Raw genomic sequence first — 17,705 nt, 5'->3', positions numbered from 1 at the left:
GTCTTGCGGGACATATGATCAACATGTAGGTCCTCGTGAGTGGTAAGTGTCGTTCTGGCGAGCCTCGGCCAGGGCTGAGGCGGGCCGGTGTGTCGTGAAGGGCCCCTTTGAGACCTTCAACGTCTCATAGGGGCCCTTCACGACATCCCCACGACCGCGAAAGCTCACGTGAGCGCCTCTGGCCGGAGTCCTTCACGGACCGGCCTGGCATCAACCGCAGCCGGAACCACGTAGGTACCTAAGACCCCCTTGGCTCTAACGACCCAAACACTCACGACCCCCCGGCACTGTCCGCACCGGGCGAGCGCCAGGCCGTCTCCAGGCCGTCCGACGTCGGTAAGGGCGAAAAGTGTCCAGTCCTGGCGCGCAGGCCGGTGGCTATGAGCGGCGGTCATGTCGAGACCGGCGACTGGAAGATGCCGAGTGGGGAGGATTTGGGACGCTCAACGTCCCCAATCCTCCGTTGATCAAGCCAAGGCTCCCGACGATGTAGGAATCGGGACACTCAACGTCCCGATTCCCACATCGTCAACGCCAAAACGCTAAAGCGTGTGCGTGGCGATCAGCTGGCCGATGGCCCGGATGTCCGACCCGCGGAACTCCAGCCGCACGTTCCCCAGCCCGCTGAACCAGAGGTCCAGCTCGGCATCGAGGTCGAAGGTGCCCGCGGTTTCGATCGAGAAGGCCTGGATCCTGTTGTACGGCAGCGAAGTGAAGTCCTTCTTCTTGCCTGTCATGCCCTGGACGTTCACCGCGATCAGCCGCTTGTTCGTGAACACCACGAAGTCGCGCACCGCCTTGAACGAGGAGATGATCTGTTCGCCGGGGATGATGATCGGCTGCACCGTCGGCGCGATGTCCTTCGGTTTGCATGGCGTGAGCTTGAAGACGGTGTCCTTGGAGAAGTCAATCATGTAGTCCAACATACGGATGAACGCGACACGGGGACCCGTCCCCGGCGGGGTCCCGCATACTGCCCGGGTACTGGAGGAGGCACGATGAAGCGGCTCACGACGACGCACGAGAGTTTGGCGCTCGGCGTGCCCCCGTCGGCTCCCGGCGCGGTGTTCGCTCTCGCGCTGGCGGGCGGGGTGTCCGTCGATCCCGGTGAGGGCGGCGAGATCTCCTTCGGGCGGAATCGGCCGCAGGTCGACGTGTGTGTGGGCGAGAACGACGTGCAGGTCAGCCGCAGGCACGGGCTGTTGAACTTCACCGGCGGGCGGTGGTGGGTCAGCAACACCGGCCAGTTGCCCATCCGGATGCCGAATTCCCGCTGGCTTTCCCGCGGCGAGGAGCCGATCCCCCTGTCGGACGGGTACACGCCGCTGTTCGTCCGCGGCTCGGGCAGGCGGGAGCATCTGCTCGAGTTGTACGTCGCCGGTCCCGACGGTGGGCAGCCCGCCACCCGGCACGACGACGTCACCGTGCCGCCCCGCCGCTGGCGCCTCAGCGCGGAAGAACGCCTGGTACTGGTCGTCTTCGGGCAGCGTTATCTCCTGCACGACCTCAATCCGCAGCCGTTGTCCCGTCAGCAGACGGCCGAGATCCTCGCCGAACTCCGTCCTGGCGAGACATGGACCAGCCGCCGGGTCGAGCACGTCGTCATCGACGTCCGGGGGCGGTTGTCCGCCGGCGGAGTTTACGGTTTGCGGCGCGAAGAGGTCGGCGAACCGGTCGGCAACGCGTTGAACGACAACCTGTTGCGTGAGCTCGTGTTGTCCACGACGCTCGTCCCGCCGGACCTCGCCCTGCTCGACGCGCTCGACTGAGTGTCCATAGAGGACTGTCAGCTCACGCCTTCCATCGCCGCCTTCGCGACGTCGCTGCCCTTGTCCGCCTCGCCCGCGACCTTCACCAGTGCCGCGGTCGCTTGATCGCGGCTTTCCTCCGCCTTCACGCGTCCCGCCGAGGCCGCGTTCACGCCGAAGAAGGCACCCACCACGGTGCCGATCACCGTTCCCGCCGCGGTGATCACCGCCGTGACGTCCGACGTGTTCGGGTACCGCATGACCGCCGCCACCGCGATGACCGCGAGCGCGCCCAGCCCCGCAAGCACCGTCATGAATCCGTAGTTCTTGCCCATGGCCCGCTCCTTTCAGGCTCCACGCGCCATGCTTCGCCCGAACGCCGCCCTTCGTTACGGCAAAAGGCCGGACCGTTACCCGCCGATGTCGAAACGTACCTCGTGGTCCTGATCCGGCACTACGAATCGCACCAGCCGTGCGCCCTCTTCGGCGATCGAATCCTGATCCCGCAAGGGTTTCGGTGATTCGATCGTCAGTGTCGCCCCTTTGATCGCCCAAATGGCCAGGAATTCACCATCGACGAGCAGGGTGCCCCGGCGGCCGCCGTTGCCCGGTGGCAGCGGCACGCGGCGACCGTCCGGGATCACCCGTACGCGGTCGGCGTGGGAGAGCAGGACGTTGTCGTATTCGGGCAGGAACCGGGGCGGCGCCGGGGTTTCCGCGTCGGGACGCGGTGCGTCGGGCAGGTCGAACAGTTCTTTGCCGTCGACGTCGGTGAAGGTCACCAGCTTGGGCCGCAGTCGCTCGAAGACCTCTTTCAAACGAGTCAGCCCCGACCAGACCTGCGCGTCGCGGACGGTCGCCGGACCGAACGCCTTGAGGTAGCGCAGCACCAGATCGTCGAGCGTGATGCCGCCGGTGATCGGTGCGCCGACCCACTCTTCGAGCAGGGCGAACGCGGCCGGACCGGTCTGGCCCCACAGGCCACGCGGGGTCACGTGCGCGAGGGGGAGAAGGCTCTGGATCGCGTAGGCGAGGGTGGTCGGGTCGGCGTCCGGCCACCGGTCCGCCAGCGCGGCGCGGATCTCGGCGCGCGTGCGGGGCCGCTCGGCCAGCAGGGCCCGCCCCGCTTCGGCGATCGCGGCGAGATCGAGTCCGGCGACCTCCCGCGAATAGTGGCCGAGGAAACCCCGCTCGACCACCGGTTTGATGGTGGGCCACAGCGCGAGGCCGTCCGAGGCCGTCACCAGGTGCACCGTGCCGCGCATCAACGTCGACCGGACGACCTCACGGGCGGCCAGCGGTTTCGTCAGCTCGTCCACTTCGAAATCCTGGAGCCGCGACCACAGACCGACGTAGGACGCGTCGGGCGCCTGCGCCTGGAGGCCGGCCAGCCGCTCGATCGCGGTGACGGCGGGCAGAACGGCGCGGTCGAGCAGGAGCTGCCTGGCCAGGGTCGCGCGGTTGAGGGCCCGGGGGCTCAGAAGTTCCATCGTCAGACGCGCTTTCGGTGGACGGCGAAGCGGAATGGCTTGATGTCGGTCATGGGGCTAGCTTAGGAACAATCGCGGAAAGGTTCGTTCCGCGATTGCGGACAAGGTGGGATCCATGGCGGAAACGTCGGCGAGACTGCTGCGGCTCCTGTCGTTGCTGCAGACCAGACGACACCGGACGGGTCCGGAATTGGCGGAGCGGCTCGACGTCACGACCAGGACCATCCGGAACGATGTCGAGCGGCTACGCGGCTTGGGTTACCCGGTCGACGCGACTCCCGGTGTCTCCGGCGGGTACAGCCTGGGTGCCGGCGCGGCCATGCCGCCGCTGCTGCTCGACGACGAGGAGGCCGTCGCGGTGGCGATGAGTCTGCGCACGGCCGCGGGCGGCACGATCGCGGGAATCGAGGAGACGTCGGTCCGCGCGCTGGCGAAACTGGAGCAGGTGCTGCCGTCGCGGCTGCGGCGCCGTGTCGAAGCGCTGAATTCCGCGACACTCGCGGTGCGGGGCGGTGGCCCCACGGTCGACGCCGAGGTGCTCTCGGTCATCGCCAACGCCTGCCGCGACCGTGAGACCCTGCGATTCGATTACGTGGGACACAACGGGTCCGAGACGCGGCGGCAGGTCGAGCCGCACCGCCTCGTGCACATGAGCCGCCGGTGGTACCTCGTCGGCTGGGACGCCGACAGGCAGGACTGGCGCACGTTCCGCGCGGATCGCGTGCGGCCGCGTACGCCCAACGGACGACGTTTCGAGGAACGCGAACCACCCGAAGGTGGCGTGGTCGCGTACCTCCAGCGTGGTGTGGGCGCGGCGCTGTGGCGGCATCACGCGACGATCCGGCTGCACGCCCCGGCCGCCGAAGCCGCGGCGAAGGTGCCGCCCTCCGTCGTCGTCGAAGCCGTCGACGAGCGGACCTGCCTGCTCAAGGCGGGCGCGGACACGCTGGCGTATCTGGCGCTCTACCTGGGCATGCTCGACACGGACTTCGACGTCGTCGACTCGCCGGAATTCGCCGGGCACCTGCGCGAACTGATCGGCCGGTTCAGCCGCGCGGTGGACTCTTGACGTCGAAGACCAGGTCCGGGCGCTCCCAGGTGATCTTCGGCGGGCTGGGCGGCACGACCCCGACACGACGGGCGCCCATCCGCTCGTAGAACCCGGCGGCGGGCGGATGGGAGACGACGCGAATCTCGGTCATGCCCAGGTCCGCGGCCTGCTTGAGCATATGCTCGACCAGCCACGCGCCGATGCCCGTGCCCTGTGCGGAATCGGCGACGAACAGCAGGTCCAGCTCGGCCGGGTACTCGATGAGGCTGTAGAAGCCGACCACGTCCCGCTGCGCGTGGGCGACGAACGCGGGATGGGTGGCGAGGTAGTCCTCGGTGACCCGGTAACCCTCGAGGATCGACGCGTACTCCCCTTGATAGGCGGCCGATTCGTGCATCAGCGCGGTCACCTTGACTGCGTCGGAAGCGCTTGCCCTGGAGATGCGGTAGCTCGTCACGAGCGCAGCTTAGAACGTCACACCGACAGTTCTTGACCTCCAGCTATCTGGAGGTATGAGGCTGGGGGCAGACGACGAACTGGAGGAACGAGATGAAAGCGGCCGCGTTCACGGAAGCCGGTGGCCCGGAAGTGCTCCGGGTGCTGGAGTTGGAGGAGCCGCACGCCGGGGCGGGGGAGGTCCGGGTGCGGGTGAAGGCGGCGGGGGTGCAGCCGTACGACGCGGCCGTGCGGGCGGGCTGGGAACCCGCGGGGCTCGCGCTGAGCTGGCCGCGTGTCCCGGGGAACGAGTTCGCCGGGGTCGTCGACGAGGTCGGTTCGGGGGTGACCGGCCTCGTCGCCGGGGCCGAGGTGCTCGGCTTCACCGCCGTGCAGGCGTACGCCGAGTACATCGTGGTGCCCGCGGAGAACGTCACGCCGAAGCCGGCGGAGATGCCGTGGGAGGTCGCGGGCGGCTTCACGGCGGGGACGCAGACCGCCTATCTGGCGCTGGACGGCCTGCGGGTCGCCCGCGGCGAGACACTGCTGGTCCACGGGGCGGCGGGTGCGGTGGGCACGGCCGCCGTCCAGCTCGCCGTGTTGCGCGGGGCGAGGGTGATCGGGACGGCGAGCGAGGCGAACCAGGATTACGTCCGCTCGCTCGGCGCCGAACCGGTGGTCTACGGCGACGGCCTCGCCGACCGGGTGCGTGCCCTCGCGCCGTCCGGTATCGACGCGGCGCTGGACGGTGCGGGCGGAATCGCCTTCGATCTGTCGCTGGAGCTGGTCGGGAATCCGGACCGCGTGCTCACCCTGGTCGAGCACGCCCGCGCGCCCGAAGCGGGGGCGCGAGTGGTCACCGGGACGCGGTCGGCGGAGCGGCTGGGGATGCTGGCGTCGTTGTACGCCAAGGGGGAACTGCGGTTCCTGGTGCGGCGGACGTATCCGTTCGGCGAGGCCGCGGCGGCGCACCGGGAGATCGAGACCGGGCACGGGCAGGGCAAGGTCGTGCTGACCTTCCCGTGAGCCTCGTGGGTGTTTCGGGTCTTCTGTGAAGTACATGAAGGACCCCTTCCTGTACATAGGTGCAAGGAAGGGGTCCTTCATGTACTGGGAAAGGTGTGAAGGCGGCTCTATCCCCGCACCTTTCGGACCACCCCACGCACCACGAGCGGCGCGACGATCGCCACGAAGAGCACCAGCGCCGCCCAGCCCCCGAAACCGCCGAAACCGCCTTCGTCGTAGGCCGCCGGTGCGGCCTCCCGCCAGTTCTTCGAGCCGCCGCCCGCCGACTCCTCGTCGGGGTTCGCCGTGGCGGTCGCGGTCTTGTCGCCGGCGGCCGGACCGGTGCTGGGGCCGGTGGAGGCGTTGGGGCCGGCGGCGCCGGTGCCCGCCTTGGGTTTGCCGTCCGGGTTGATGATCCCGCCGGTCACCAGCGGGTCGGGCGGGCTGGCGGCCCCGGCGCCGAGGCTGCCGTGGAAGGTCGGGTTGCCGCAGTTGCCCGCGTTGAGCTGCTTCGCCGGTCGCCTGGTGAGCCGCGCGTTCGAGTTCATGATCTCCTGCGACAGGTTCGGCGGCAGCGGCGAATAGCCGATCCGGGCCATGTTGATCTGGCCGTCGCAGGCGACGTGCTCGAGGAACGCGGCCATCGTGTCGGTCTTGCCCTGGTCGCCGTAGCCGCCGCGGCAGGTGTCACGGCCGCTGGTGCACGGCATCATGACGTACGAGTACGCCGAGATCGGGTACGACTTCGGATCGGTGTTCGAGTAGACCTTGTCCAGCTTCTGGCTCAGGTCCGGCCGCAGTTCCGCGTGCTTCAACGCGGCCGCGATGTTCTCGGCGTAGGGCTGCGTGTACTGGCCGGCGCCGTTCTGTACCCACGCCGCCGGCACCTTGTAGAGCTGGGCGTAGGCGAATTCGTCGTAGGCGATGGAGAACGGGATGCTGCCCGAACCCACGGACTTCGCGATCTGGTCCGAGTCCGCGAGCAGCCGGTACCACTCGGCGTCCGGCCCCTGTCCGGGAAGCTGGATGGGACGTACGCCCGACGGCAGGTTCCCCATGCCGTTCCCGACGTTGCGGGAGACGAACCGGTTGTAGGCGGCCGGTGCGGCGTGGGCGATGAAGTCGTAGAACAACGCCGTCGTCCCGGACTGCCCGGTCCGGCCGACCAGCGTGATGGGCTGATCGGGCAGCGGCTTGCCGCCGTTGGTCGCGGTGATGGCCGGATCGCTCCAGCGGGTGATGTCCCGGCTGAAGATGCGGCCGATCACCTCCCGGGTGAGGTGCAGGTAGTCGACGCGCTTCCCGCCCTGGTCGGTCACGTTGTACATCACGGCGACCGCGCCCGCGACGTCCGGGACGTACTGGTAGCCGCGGGTCTGCGCGGAAAGGCCGCCGCCACCGGCCGCGATGAGCGAGGACACCTCGGCCTCGGTCCCGCCGAAGTCCACCGTCCGGTCGCCGTACTGGTTGACCCCGGCGGGCGAGTTGGTGGCCGAGTAGTTGACCGGGATACCGCGTGACGTCGCGCCGTTCTGCCAGTCGTTCATCGCCGGGCCCACGTAGCTGGAGCCGGAGCCGGTGACCCTGGACAGCGCCGCGGCGCCGGGAGTGATCACCAGCGACAGCAACACCGTGACCCCGCCCAGCGCGGCCAGCCGCCGGATCATCCGAATCGCCCGTTCACGTAGTCGAAGGTGCGCTCGTCCGACGGGGCGTTGAAGATGGTGTCCGTCGGACCGTGTTCGATCACCCGGCCGGGTTCGTTCTCGGCCGCGAGGAAGAACGCGCAGTGGTCCGAAACCCGTTGGGCCTGCTGCATGTTGTGCGTGACGATCACGACCGTCACCTCGTGCCCGATCTCGGCGATGGTCTGCTCGATCCGCCGGGTCGACGTCGGGTCGAGCGCGGAGCAGGGCTCGTCCATCAGCAGCACGTTCGGCTGCACGGCCAGCGATCGCGCGATGCAGAGCCGTTGCTGCTGCCCGCCGGACAGCGCGCCGCCGGGGGAGCTCAGCCGGTCGCGGACCTCGCGCCACAGCCCGGCCCGTTCGAGGCTCTGTTCGACGAGCGCGTCCTTGTCACCGCATTTGACGCCGGCGAGCTTGAGCCCGGCCAGCACGTTGTCGCGAATGGACATCGCCGGGAACGGGTTGGGCTTCTGGAACACCATGCCGATCCGCAGCCGCACCTGCTGCGGACGCGTCCCGTCGGCGTAGATGTCCTTGCCGTCCAACAGGACCTCGCCGGTCAGCGACGCCGACGGCACCAGCTCGTGCATCCGGTTGAGGATGCGCAGGAAGGTCGACTTGCCACAGCCGGACGGGCCGATGAGCGCGGTCACCTCCTTGGCGGGCATCCGCAGCGAAACCCCTTCGAGCACCAAGCGGTCACCGAACCAGGCACCGATCTCGCGGGATTCGAGTTCCGCCGCGCCGGGCGGCGGACCGCCGGTCAGTGCCACCAGCGGGCGCGCCGGACTGTCCACGTAGGACACTTCAGTGTCGGTCACCGGTTCTCCTGTGTCTTGACGGTGGTTCTCTTCGCCTTGCGTTTGGACCGGTCGCGGCCCACCACACGGGCGATCGCGAACAGGCCGAAGATGAGCAGGATCAGCACGAGCGCGCCGACGTAGCCGCGCTGCTGGACGTTCTCGAGCGGCTGTTTGATGAAGCGGTAGATGAACAGCGGGATGCTCTCCTGCGGATCGGAGAACGGGTTCGCGTTCATCCCCAGCGCGCCGAACGAGGTGAACAGCAGCGGCGCGGTCTCACCCGCCACCCGGGCGATGCCGAGGATCACGGCGGTGGTGACGCCGGTCCGCGCGGTCGGGAGTACGACCGACCACACCGTGCGGGCCCGGCTCGCGCCGAGCGCCAACGACGCCTCGCGCAGGCCGTCCGGGACGAGGCGGAGCACGACGTCCACGGTTCGCGTGACGGTCGGCAGCATGACCATCGTCAACGCGAGCGTGGCCATCATCCCGTTGTAGCTGAACAAGCCCACACCCGCCTGGATGCCAGGGATGATCAAGGCCGCGTAGACGAACAGACCGGCCACAATGGACGGAAGGCCGCTCATCGCGTCGACCATGATCCGCACCGGTCGCCGGAACCTGGACCGCGTCTCGTTCAGGAAGACCGCGGTGAGCACGCCCAGCGGGACGACCAGGACCAAGGTCAGTGCGGTCTGCTGCAAGGTGCCGATGACGGCGTGCAGGCCGCCGGTGTCGGTCACCGGATCGGTCGGCGCGACCGTGGACATGTCGTGGGTGAAGAACGCGAGCCGCAGATACGGCGCGCCCTCCGCGACGATGTAGATCAGCAGTGACAGCAGCGGCGCGAGGAGGATCAGCGCCCCGCTGACGACGACGGTGGAAACCAGCCGGTCCGACGCGGCGAGTCTGCCCAGCCGGTCGCGGGTGACCAGGTAGAGCATCGACAGGTACAGCAGGTACGCGACGATCAGATCGGCCAGCCAGCCGGGGGAATCCAACAGCAGATGCATGACGAACCAGGTGAGCAGCGTGGCCGACACCGCGCAGCCCAGCGCCGCGAGCCGGTCCTGCCTGGTCGTCTCCGACGGACGGCGTTTGACGAGCTTGCGCGGTGAAGGGGTGACAGGGGGAGTCAACGTCGTGGTCACGCGTCCACCCCCGCGCCCGAACGGCTCTTGGAGATGATCACCGACGCGGTGAAGTTCGTCGCCAGGGTGAAGACGAACAGCACCAGGCCCGCGGCCATCAGCCCGGACAGCGCGAGCCCCGACGCGCCGGAGTTGTTGGCGATGAAGCCGGAGATCGTCGCGCCGCCGAACTGGAGGACGTGCTTCGTGATCTCCGGAACCTGCGGCAGCAGCAGGGAAACGGCGATCGTCTCGCCGAGCGCGCGGCCGAGCCCGAGCATCGAGCCACCGATGACGCCGCCTCGGCCGAAGGGCAGGACCACCGTCCTGACCATTCCCCACCGCGTGCTGCCCAGTGCGAGCGCCGCCTCCTTCTCACCGGGCGGCGTCTGCGCGAACACCTCCCGGATCACCGAGGTCGTGATCGGGAGGACCATCAGCGAGACCACCAGACCCGCGATGAACATGGACTGGATGTACAGCGCGTTCTCCTTCGACGAGAACAACGGGAACCAGTCGAGGTTTTCGGTGAGCCACAGCGAGACGGGCACGATCTGCGGGCCGAGGAAGGCGAACCCCCACAGGCCGTACAGCAGGCTCGGGATCGCGGCGAGCAGGTCGACGAGCCCGGTCAGGAACCCCCGGATCCGCCCGCTCGAGTACTCGGTGATGAACAACGCCGCCAGGATGCTCAGCGGGACCGCGATCAGGATGGCGATCAGCGCGACCACGATGGTCCCAAAGAGCAGGCCGAGCACCCCGAGGACACCCGAGGCCGGATCGAACCGGATCGTGGTGAAGAACCCGAAACCGCTCGCGTCGAAGGCCGGCCCGGATCGGTAGACGAGGAAGAAGCCGATGACCACGAGGATCGCCAGCATGGTCAGCCCGGCGCCGGTGGTGACGCGGCGGAAAGCGCGGTCGGCCCGTGACAGGACTTCGGTGATCACCCGCCGCACCGGGGTTCCGGGTGGGGACGGGTCGGGCCGGGGTGGCGCGATGGTCACGGGCGGCCTTCCTTCGTGTTGGCAAGTAAAGGAGTTCAGGGCACACCACGTCGCCCCTCGATGCGGCCAGTATGTGGTGCCCGCCGCCGGGAAAGGTGTCCACGCGGAGAACGCCCGACGGGGCGTTTGTGAATCAGTGCGCGCAGACGGTCTGAGCCGGTTGACCCCGAACGGGTGACTCGTGGACGTTGGATCCCGTGAAATCTGGGGAGTCGTCCGTGTTCCTGGTCCGTGCGAGACGAGCCGGGATCGTGCTGATCTGCGGGATACTGGCGGTCGCGGGGGTGTCCGTCCCCGCCGCGCAGGCGCAGGCGCCCGCCAATCCGCCGTACAAGCTCAAGACCGAGCCCGCCGATCTGTCGGCGGTGCAGAACGGTGATCCACTGCGGATCACGCTCTCTGGCCTGCCCAAGGGGGCGAAGGCGAAACTCGTCGTCTGCCCGAAGGACGTGCCGGACAATCTCATGAAGAAGGTGTATGTCCCGCCGTGGAGCAAGGACAGCACGCTGCTCACCCGGGTGCAGGCCTACTGCCAGGACGAATTCGGCGACGAATTCACCGGCAAGGCCGCGGGAATGCAGTCGATGGAAAGGGTGCGGAGCAGCACGACCGGCGACATCGTCTTCGACACGACGATCCCGCGCGGTACCTTGCGCCCGCATGCGGTGGCGTGGGATCCGCTTTACACCACTTATGAAAAAGCGGTGAATCCCGGCGACAAATTCCCGAAGGTGCCGTGGGCGGACAATCCCGTCGTCGTCGACCCGGTGACCGGCGCGAAGTCCAGAAGGCAGTTCTCCTTCACCTGTGACGAGAACAATCCGTGCACCGTCACGATCCAGATCACCGCACAGGACGCCGCGGGCAAGACGGTGACCTGGGTCGACGAATCCCTCAAGTTCACGCCGTACCTGCCGGGGATCGGGGTCAAGGGCTGCAAGGGGATCGGCCGGAACACGCTCAACGCCAGCATGCCGGAGCGGCTCGGCCGGACCGCGGTCGCCTGGAACCAGGCGCTGTGCGCGCCCACGCGGTCCGACCAGCCCACCAACATCGTGAGCGAGACCGAGGACGTCGGGCTGACCGCGTTCGACAAGGGCGCCTCCGATCTCATGATCACCGGAAGCGGGAACGCGCTGGCCGCGCAGTCCGTGCGGTCCCGGGAATACGTCCCCGTCGGGATCAACGCGGCCGTGATCGCCGCGGTCGGCTGGTCCCCGACCGACGTCAACGACGGGGGCAGCCCGCTCAACTCGAAGTTCACCGGAACCCTGTCCTTCGCCTACGACGAAGTGGCGAACATGTTCACGAAGGGCGGGCAGGTACCCGACGCCGACGGGCGCGGCGGCATCTTCAAGAACGGTTCCCCGCTGGTCACCAGGAATCCGGCGCTCGCGGCCATCAAGGACGGCCAGCCTGCCGGGGTGATCGCGGTGAACGCCCGATCCGGTTACGGCGGCAACACCGACTTCTTCGGCGCGACGGGGGAGTCGGGACCGGGCACCGTCCCGTTCACCCTGAGCCGGGCTCTCGTCCGATCGGCACCCGAAGCCTGGGTCTTCCCGAAGAAGGGGGAGGGCTACTTCGGTGACCTGGAAGGGAAGTCGCCGGGGGTGATCGCCGATCTGAGCGCGCTGGACCCCGGCAAGTTCCGGATCAACAACGTCGACGCGAAGACCGGTCAGCTGTCGGTGCGCAAGACCGTCGACAACGCCGTCGTCGGCAGGGGCGCGGACTGCGCCGGCGGCTGCATGAACTGGGTGATCACCGACCTCGCGACGGCCACGGTCAACCGCTGGACGCCGGTGGCGCTCCCGGACGGCAAGGGGAACTTCGTCGCGCCGACCGAGCAGAGCCTGCGGCTGGCGGCCGACGCGATGAAGATCGGCCCCGACGGAACGGCCGAGACCGGCACCGTTTCCCAGGACGGCGCGTACCCGCTCACCTTCGTCGAATACCTGGCCGTTCCGGTCAACCCGTTGATCGACGCGAACTGTCAGCCGATGAAGGAGAAGCAGGAGCAGCTGAAGTCGTTCGCCAACCTCGCGGCCGGATTCGGGCAGTCACTGCTTCCCCCCGGGATGGTCCGGTTGAGTCCCGGACTGGCCGCGACCGCCGGCCGGCGTGTCGCCAAGATCGGTACCGGCACCGCCGAAAAGGCGTGCCAGGAAAAGGAAGCGGCGAAGAATCCGCCGCCGCCGGGCGCGACCGGCGCCACGCAGGCCGCCAACTCTTCCTTGGGCGGGCCCTCCGGAGGGCCCGGTTCGTCCGCCGGCACCCCGGTGGCGGCCGCCACCGGACCGGCGCCCGCGGTCGCCCCGTCCCCGGAAAGCGTGGCCGCGGCGAAGAACCTCGCCGAGTCGATCGACATCCCGAAGTTCGCGGGCGCGGGTGCGCTCGGAGCCCTGATTCCCTTGGTGGCGCTGGTGATCCTGGCGACCTTGCCGTCCGCGACGGCGTATCTCGCGGCCGGTCGGCCGGTGCCGTCCTGGCTGACCAGGGCGCTGGCCGGGATCGGTGCCGCGTTCGCCATGCTGTTCGCTCTCCTCCGCCGCAAGCCCTCGGGTGACGTGGCGTGAGCACGGAGGTAGAAGAAAGGGAGTTCCTGCGGTTCGGCCCCGGCTGGATCGGGGCCGTCGCGTTCGCGTGGCTGGTCACCACCCTGGTGGCGCTGGCGCTGGTCGTCTACGCGCTGGGCCCGATGCTGCAGTCGAGTGATCAGCGGAAGGCGCTGACGGAGATCCGTGCTGAGATCGGCGTGGCGCTGGGCGCCAGCCAGAGCCTGTTCGGCGCGGCACCGCCCGCCAAACCCGTCGAGTTCGGCAGGCCGGTGGCCGTCATGGAGATCCCGGCCTTGAAGGTGCGGCAGGTCGTCATCGAAGGCGCGTCGAGCGGGGAAACCGCGTCCGGCCCCGGTCACGTCCCGGGGACGGCCGGGCTGGGGCAGCCGGGCAACGCCGTGATCGCCGCCCGCAACGCCGGGTTCGGCGGCCCGTTCGGCTCACTCGACGCCTTGGTGAAGGGTGACGAGATCGTCGTCGCGACGACACAGGGCAAGTCCGTCTACCGGGTGACCGACACGGCTACCCGGCCCCTCGACGAGGGAGCCGACTACGGCAAGACCGAGAACGATCGGCTGACGCTGGTGACCTCGGCCTCGTGGTGGCCGCTGGCCTCGGCCGAAGCGACGGTGGTGACCGCCGCACTGGAGGGCAGGCCGTTCCGCCCGACCCCGCAGAACGGCAAGGCGGACGCACAGGACGGCCGGACCGGTGACGGTGACGCGTGGGCCGGGCTGGTGCTGGCCTTCGGCGGATTCGTGGCGGCGGCGGCCGGGGCGACTTTCCTTTATCGCCGGTGGCGTCCGGTTTCGACCTATGTCATCACCGGGCCGGTCCTGCTCACTTTCGCCGCGCTGGCGGCATTGGCGCTGTGGCGGCTCTTTCCGGCTTGGGCGTAATCCAGGATTTCGGTCTTTTCGGGCCGAACCCGTTCTCAGGATGTGGATCTTCGCCCGTTCCCGACTTTGGTCGGTGGACTGATCACCGACAGCTCTTTAGATTCTCCCCATTACACCCGGTCAGGGGTAACTCATTCGGGCAACCGAAGGAATTCATCTGACGGAGTGTCATGCCACCAGCGTGCTTTAGCCGGAGCGCGACTGGATTGCTGAACACAGGGAGAGTTCGATGAGCAGATTCAGCCGGGTGGTCACATGCTCGGTTCCGGTCGCGGTCGGCGCTTTGCTGCTGTCGACCGCGGTGTCCGGTGCCCAGCCGTCGGAGGAGGCGCGCACGCAGACCGGGATCACCGCACTGCAGAGCATCAAGAAGAGCCTCACCCCGGCAGAGCGCAAGCAGTCGAGCCAGCTCGTCATCGAGAAGCGCCTCCGCGCCGACAAGGGCCTGGCAGGCAAGCTGCCCGAGTACCGGACCGGGCTGGGCGTCAGTGACGCCGGCACGGTCGCGGTGGACATCAAGGGCGCGGGCCAGCCACTCGTGGACGCCGTCAAGGCAGCGGGCGGCACCGTCCGCCACGCCTCTCCCGCCGGCGCGATCCGCGCCGACCTGCCACTGAACGCCGTCGACACGATCGCCGGACGCGGGGACGTCGCCGAGGTCAAGGCCGCTTCCCAGGCCATGACCTGGAACGAGTCCGCCCCACAGGACCGGCGGCAGGCCGCCGCCAAGCAGACCGCCGCCGCGCTGCAGGTCGCCGAGGGCGACAAGGCGCACGGCAACGACACCGCCCGCACCAAGTACGGCGTCACCGGCGCGGGCCAGAAGGTCTGCGTGCTCTCGGACGGCATCAAGTCGCTCAAGGCGTCCCAGACCGCCGGCGAACTGCCCGCCGTCGACGTCCTCCCCGGCCAGGCGGGCAGCGGTGACGAGGGCACCGCGATGCTGGAGATCATCCACGACATGGCGCCCGGCGCCGCCCTCGGTTTCGCGACCGCCTTCACCAGTGAGCAGAGCTTCGCCGACAACATCCGCGCGCTGCGCACGACCGGCAAGTGCACGATCATCGTCGACGACGTCTCCTACTTCGACGAGTCGCCGTTCCAGGACGGCCCGGTCGCGCAGGCCGTCAACGACGTGACCGCGGCGGGCGCGCTCTACTTCTCCTCCGCCGGGAACTCGGGCAACCTGACCGACGGCACCAGCGGCTACTACGAGGGCGACTTCCGCGGCTCGGCCAGCAAGATCTCCGGGATCACCGGGACGCCGCACGACTTCGACCCGAGCAGCACGACCCAGCTGTACAACGCGCTCTCGCCGAACTCGGTCGGCCGCTACGTCACCCTGTTCTGGTCCGACCCGTGGGGCAAGGCCACCAGCGACTACGACCTGTTCGTCCTGAACTCGTCCGGTTCGGTCGTCGCCTCCAGCGAAGGCTCGCAGAACGGCACCCAGAACCCGTACGAGATCGCCCAGGTCCCGGCCAGCGGCTCGGGCTTCAAGGTCGCCGTGGTCAAGTACAGCGGCTCCGACCGGTTCATCGCGCTCAACGTCATCCGTGGCCGCTTCGTCACCTCGGGCGCGCTGAAAGCCTTCAGCACCAACGGTGTCACCTCCGGCCACTCGGCAGCCGTCAACGCCTTCAGTGTCGCGGCCGCCCCGGCCGCCGGTGCCTTCGGCCGCGCGCTCGAGACCGGTGACCCGGCGAACCCGGCAGGCCCGTACCCGGGTCTGTTCACCGCCGCCAGCAAGTGGGAGCGGTTCACTTCGGACGGTCGCCGTCACCAGTTCTACAACCCGGACGGTTCGGTGATCACCCCCGGCAACGTGTCCTCGACCGGTGGTGCGACGCGGAACAAGCCGGACATCACCGCGGCCGACGGCGTCGCGACCTCGGTGACCGGCTTCCAGCCGTTCTTCGGGACCTCCGCCGCCGCGCCGAGCGCCGCCGCCATCGCCGCGCTGCTCATGCAGGGCAAGCCGACCGCCACCCCGGCGGAGATCCGCACGGCACTGACGTCGACCGCGATCGACCTCGGCGCCCCCGGCTTCGACCCGGTGACCGGGGCGGGCGTGATCATGACCGATCCGGCGCTCGCCGCCCTCGGCGTCGCCCCGAAGAAGTAGCACAAGCTCGAACCACGAAACGGCCCGGTGCGCGCGCACCGGGCCGTTTCACTGTTTCAGGAGCTTCAGGACTTGACGCAGGACAGGCCGTTCGGGCCCGACACGGTCAGGAAGCCGTACCGCTGGATCGTGGCGGCGAGCTGGCCGCCGCACAGCGGGCTGGCGGTCGAAGCCGAGTCACCGTCGTCGAAGCCGACGGCGCGCTTGGCCTGGTCGTAGCTGGGGGTGCGGGAGTCGACGATGTTGTAGACACTGCGCGAACCCAGGAACGCCGTGGTGAAGGCGGGGGTGTAGTTGCCGGCGGAACCGGAGACCGGGGAGCCGTTGAAGCCGGCTCCGGTCAGCGGGTTGACGGTGAAGCCCGCCCGCTTGTCGGCGACGACCGTGTTGCCCTGCGCGATCCACTGCGCGATGGAGAACGGCGCGATGGCGGTGGCGCGGTCGCCGACCGGGATGGAGTTGCCGTCGTGCTCCTGGAACCGCTTGATGGTGACCGGTTTGGTGGTCGGGTCGAAGCCGAGGACGGTGCCGGTGAAGAAGCTCAGCGTGCCGGAACCGGTCTGCGGCAGGTAGACCGCGATGGGGGAGTTGGCGCCGCCGACCTGGTTCCAGTTGGTGATGGAGCCGTCGTAGATGCCGCGCAGCTGCGCCAGCGTCAGGCTCAGGCCCGCGCCCGAACCGGTGGCCGAAGAGGCCCAGGTGACGCCGTCGGTGGCGAAGGCGAAGTACTCGAAGGTGGCGGGGTCGGACGAGCCGCGGGCCGAGGACGACCGCGCGATGTCGATCTTGCCGTCGCCCGCTTCGGCCGAGGCCTTCAGCGCGGCCTTGCCCTGCGAAGAGCCGTTCGGGGCGGGGTTGCCGGCGCTGTAGACGACCTCGTCGGCGAACGGGTCGGCCGGGACGGTGAACGTCTGGGTGCCGGACAGCAGCGGCGGCACGTTGACGAAGTTGTCGGGGTCGCTGTTCCAGGCGCCGCCGTTCGCGTCGGCCAGGATCGCGCCGGTGATGTCGACGGTGGTGTCCGAGCCCGCCGCGGCGATGACCTCACCGAGGCCGTTGGCCGGGGCGACCGCCGAGGCGGTGCCGGTCAGGGTGAGGCAGGCGCACGCGGCGATCGCGGTGGCGCCGAGAAACCGAGTGGTACGAGCACGCATCTTGTTTGCACTCTTTCTCTAGTCCCCAAGTCGTCACGGGATTCCGTGACTTGCCACCAATCCTCGCTCCGCAACACTGTCCGGCGGCAGTGCTTCGCGTTCCCGCCCGACGTCCTGGTGGTTAATGTCCGGGTAACGCACTTTCCGTGATCGTCCGTCACCGAGAACGATTCGGTGAATATCCGTCGAAATCGCGGCGGTATTTCCGGCGCCAATCGGTTATGGTCTCGATCCCTTCGCCGATCGACGCTTCGGTGGTGGCGGACCGGAATCGGTCGAGGCCGCGTTGTGCCTCGATACGCCGCCCGTACGCGTGGCTGGCGATCGCGACGATCCGGTCTTCCGTATGCAGGCGCCAGCGCCAGCGGCCTCCGCTGAGATGACTGAAATCACTGGTCAGCTCGGCGATGTTCGCGCTGAGCCAGATGATGGCGGCGAGGCATTCCTCGGCGTGTGGACAGTCGGCGGGCGCCGAACCCAGCGAGACGTTGTTGCCGCCGAGCAGCCGCCATCGGATGGTCTGTTCGCCGGTCTGGACCAGCTGGAAACGTGGATTCTTGGTCACTGTTCACCGCTCCGGCGACGAAGTGAACGATGTGAATTCCCCCT

The 17,705-nt window shown here is 68.7% G+C and carries 16 protein-coding genes; 6 read left to right on the top strand and 10 right to left on the bottom strand.

Annotation, left to right across the window (positions count from 1 at the left end):
* Positions 1-542: 542 nt before the first annotated feature.
* The gene (locus DL991_RS29300; RefSeq protein ID WP_125787591.1) at positions 543-914 is read right to left on the bottom strand and encodes a PH domain-containing protein; all 372 of its coding nucleotides are present in this window, start codon (positions 912-914) and stop codon (positions 543-545) included.
* Positions 915-998: 84 nt separating this feature from the next.
* Between DL991_RS29300 and DL991_RS29295 the strand changes: the two genes are divergently transcribed.
* Positions 999-1,769: an FHA domain-containing protein gene (locus tag DL991_RS29295; protein WP_125787590.1), complete on the top strand. Its 771-nt coding sequence runs from the start codon at positions 999-1,001 to the stop codon at positions 1,767-1,769.
* A 17-nt stretch (positions 1,770-1,786) separates the two neighbouring features.
* On the opposite strand, the gene DL991_RS29290 is transcribed toward DL991_RS29295, so the two are convergent.
* Together DL991_RS29290 and DL991_RS29285 are read right to left on the bottom strand one after the other, a co-directional pair.
* On the bottom strand, positions 1,787-2,083 hold the full coding sequence (locus DL991_RS29290) for a hypothetical protein (RefSeq protein WP_125787589.1): 297 nt from the start codon (positions 2,081-2,083) through the stop codon (positions 1,787-1,789).
* Positions 2,084-2,158: 75 nt separating this feature from the next.
* Positions 2,159-3,238, bottom strand: coding sequence for a winged helix DNA-binding domain-containing protein (locus DL991_RS29285; protein ID WP_199754133.1), 1,080 nt, complete (start codon positions 3,236-3,238; stop codon positions 2,159-2,161).
* Positions 3,239-3,353: 115 nt separating this feature from the next.
* Here DL991_RS29285 and DL991_RS29280 point away from each other — a divergent pair, with 115 nt between their 5' ends.
* Positions 3,354-4,307, top strand: coding sequence for a YafY family protein (locus tag DL991_RS29280; protein ID WP_125787587.1), 954 nt, complete (start codon positions 3,354-3,356; stop codon positions 4,305-4,307).
* Here the strand turns inward: DL991_RS29280 and DL991_RS29275 are convergent.
* The gene (locus DL991_RS29275) at positions 4,285-4,746 is read right to left on the bottom strand and encodes a GNAT family N-acetyltransferase (RefSeq protein ID WP_125787586.1); all 462 of its coding nucleotides are present in this window, start codon (positions 4,744-4,746) and stop codon (positions 4,285-4,287) included. The two genes, DL991_RS29280 and DL991_RS29275, sit on opposite strands and share 23 nt — an antisense overlap.
* Positions 4,747-4,838: 92 nt before the next feature.
* Here DL991_RS29275 and DL991_RS29270 point away from each other — a divergent pair, with 92 nt between their 5' ends.
* Complete coding sequence (locus tag DL991_RS29270) at positions 4,839-5,750, top strand: NADP-dependent oxidoreductase (RefSeq protein WP_125787585.1); 912 nt, start codon at positions 4,839-4,841, stop codon at positions 5,748-5,750.
* A gap of 107 nt (positions 5,751-5,857) precedes the next feature.
* On the opposite strand, the gene DL991_RS29265 is transcribed toward DL991_RS29270, so the two are convergent.
* The 4 genes from DL991_RS29265 to pstC are packed head-to-tail and all read right to left on the bottom strand — an operon-like array spanning position 5,858 to position 10,357.
* Positions 5,858-7,396 (bottom strand): substrate-binding domain-containing protein, encoded by a 1,539-nt coding sequence (locus DL991_RS29265; protein WP_125787584.1) that lies wholly within the window; start codon positions 7,394-7,396, stop codon positions 5,858-5,860.
* Positions 7,393-8,190: a phosphate ABC transporter ATP-binding protein gene (locus tag DL991_RS29260; protein ID WP_255433378.1), complete on the bottom strand. Its 798-nt coding sequence runs from the start codon at positions 8,188-8,190 to the stop codon at positions 7,393-7,395. The genes DL991_RS29265 and DL991_RS29260 overlap by 4 nt, the downstream gene beginning before the upstream one ends.
* Before the next feature lie 44 nt (positions 8,191-8,234).
* Positions 8,235-9,371: a phosphate ABC transporter permease PstA gene (gene pstA, locus DL991_RS29255; protein ID WP_125787582.1), complete on the bottom strand. Its 1,137-nt coding sequence runs from the start codon at positions 9,369-9,371 to the stop codon at positions 8,235-8,237.
* A complete protein-coding gene (gene pstC / locus DL991_RS29250) occupies positions 9,368-10,357 on the bottom strand; it encodes a phosphate ABC transporter permease subunit PstC (protein WP_125787581.1) in 990 nt (329 codons plus the stop codon). Before pstC ends, pstA begins: the two co-directional genes overlap by 4 nt.
* Before the next feature lie 218 nt (positions 10,358-10,575).
* Between pstC and DL991_RS29245 the strand changes: the two genes are divergently transcribed.
* The 3 genes from DL991_RS29245 (at position 10,576) to DL991_RS29235 (ending at position 15,942) form a co-directional block, all read left to right on the top strand.
* The gene (locus DL991_RS29245) at positions 10,576-12,936 is read left to right on the top strand and encodes a hypothetical protein (protein WP_125787580.1); all 2,361 of its coding nucleotides are present in this window, start codon (positions 10,576-10,578) and stop codon (positions 12,934-12,936) included.
* Positions 12,933-13,817, top strand: coding sequence for a sortase (locus DL991_RS29240; protein WP_125787579.1), 885 nt, complete (start codon positions 12,933-12,935; stop codon positions 13,815-13,817). The genes DL991_RS29245 and DL991_RS29240 overlap by 4 nt, the downstream gene beginning before the upstream one ends.
* 229 nt (positions 13,818-14,046) lie before the next feature.
* Positions 14,047-15,942, top strand: a complete 1,896-nt coding sequence (locus DL991_RS29235; RefSeq protein ID WP_125787578.1) for a S8 family serine peptidase — start codon at positions 14,047-14,049, stop codon at positions 15,940-15,942.
* Between the two features lie 65 nt (positions 15,943-16,007).
* Here DL991_RS29235 and DL991_RS29230 read toward each other — a convergent pair whose 3' ends face one another.
* Together DL991_RS29230 and DL991_RS29225 are read right to left on the bottom strand one after the other, a co-directional pair.
* Positions 16,008-17,096, bottom strand: a complete 1,089-nt coding sequence (locus tag DL991_RS29230; RefSeq protein WP_125787577.1) for a substrate-binding domain-containing protein — start codon at positions 17,094-17,096, stop codon at positions 16,008-16,010.
* Between the two features lie 157 nt (positions 17,097-17,253).
* Positions 17,254-17,661 carry a DUF1508 domain-containing protein gene (locus DL991_RS29225; RefSeq protein WP_125787576.1) on the bottom strand — a complete coding sequence of 136 codons (408 nt, stop codon included), beginning with the start codon at positions 17,659-17,661 and terminating at the stop codon, positions 17,254-17,256.
* Positions 17,662-17,705: the final 44 nt, after the last annotated feature.

This window comes from Amycolatopsis sp. WAC 01375 (assembly GCF_003947325.1).
In the GTDB taxonomy this organism is placed as follows: domain Bacteria; phylum Actinomycetota; class Actinomycetes; order Mycobacteriales; family Pseudonocardiaceae; genus Amycolatopsis.
This window is presented reverse-complemented; position numbering and strand designations above follow the sequence as displayed.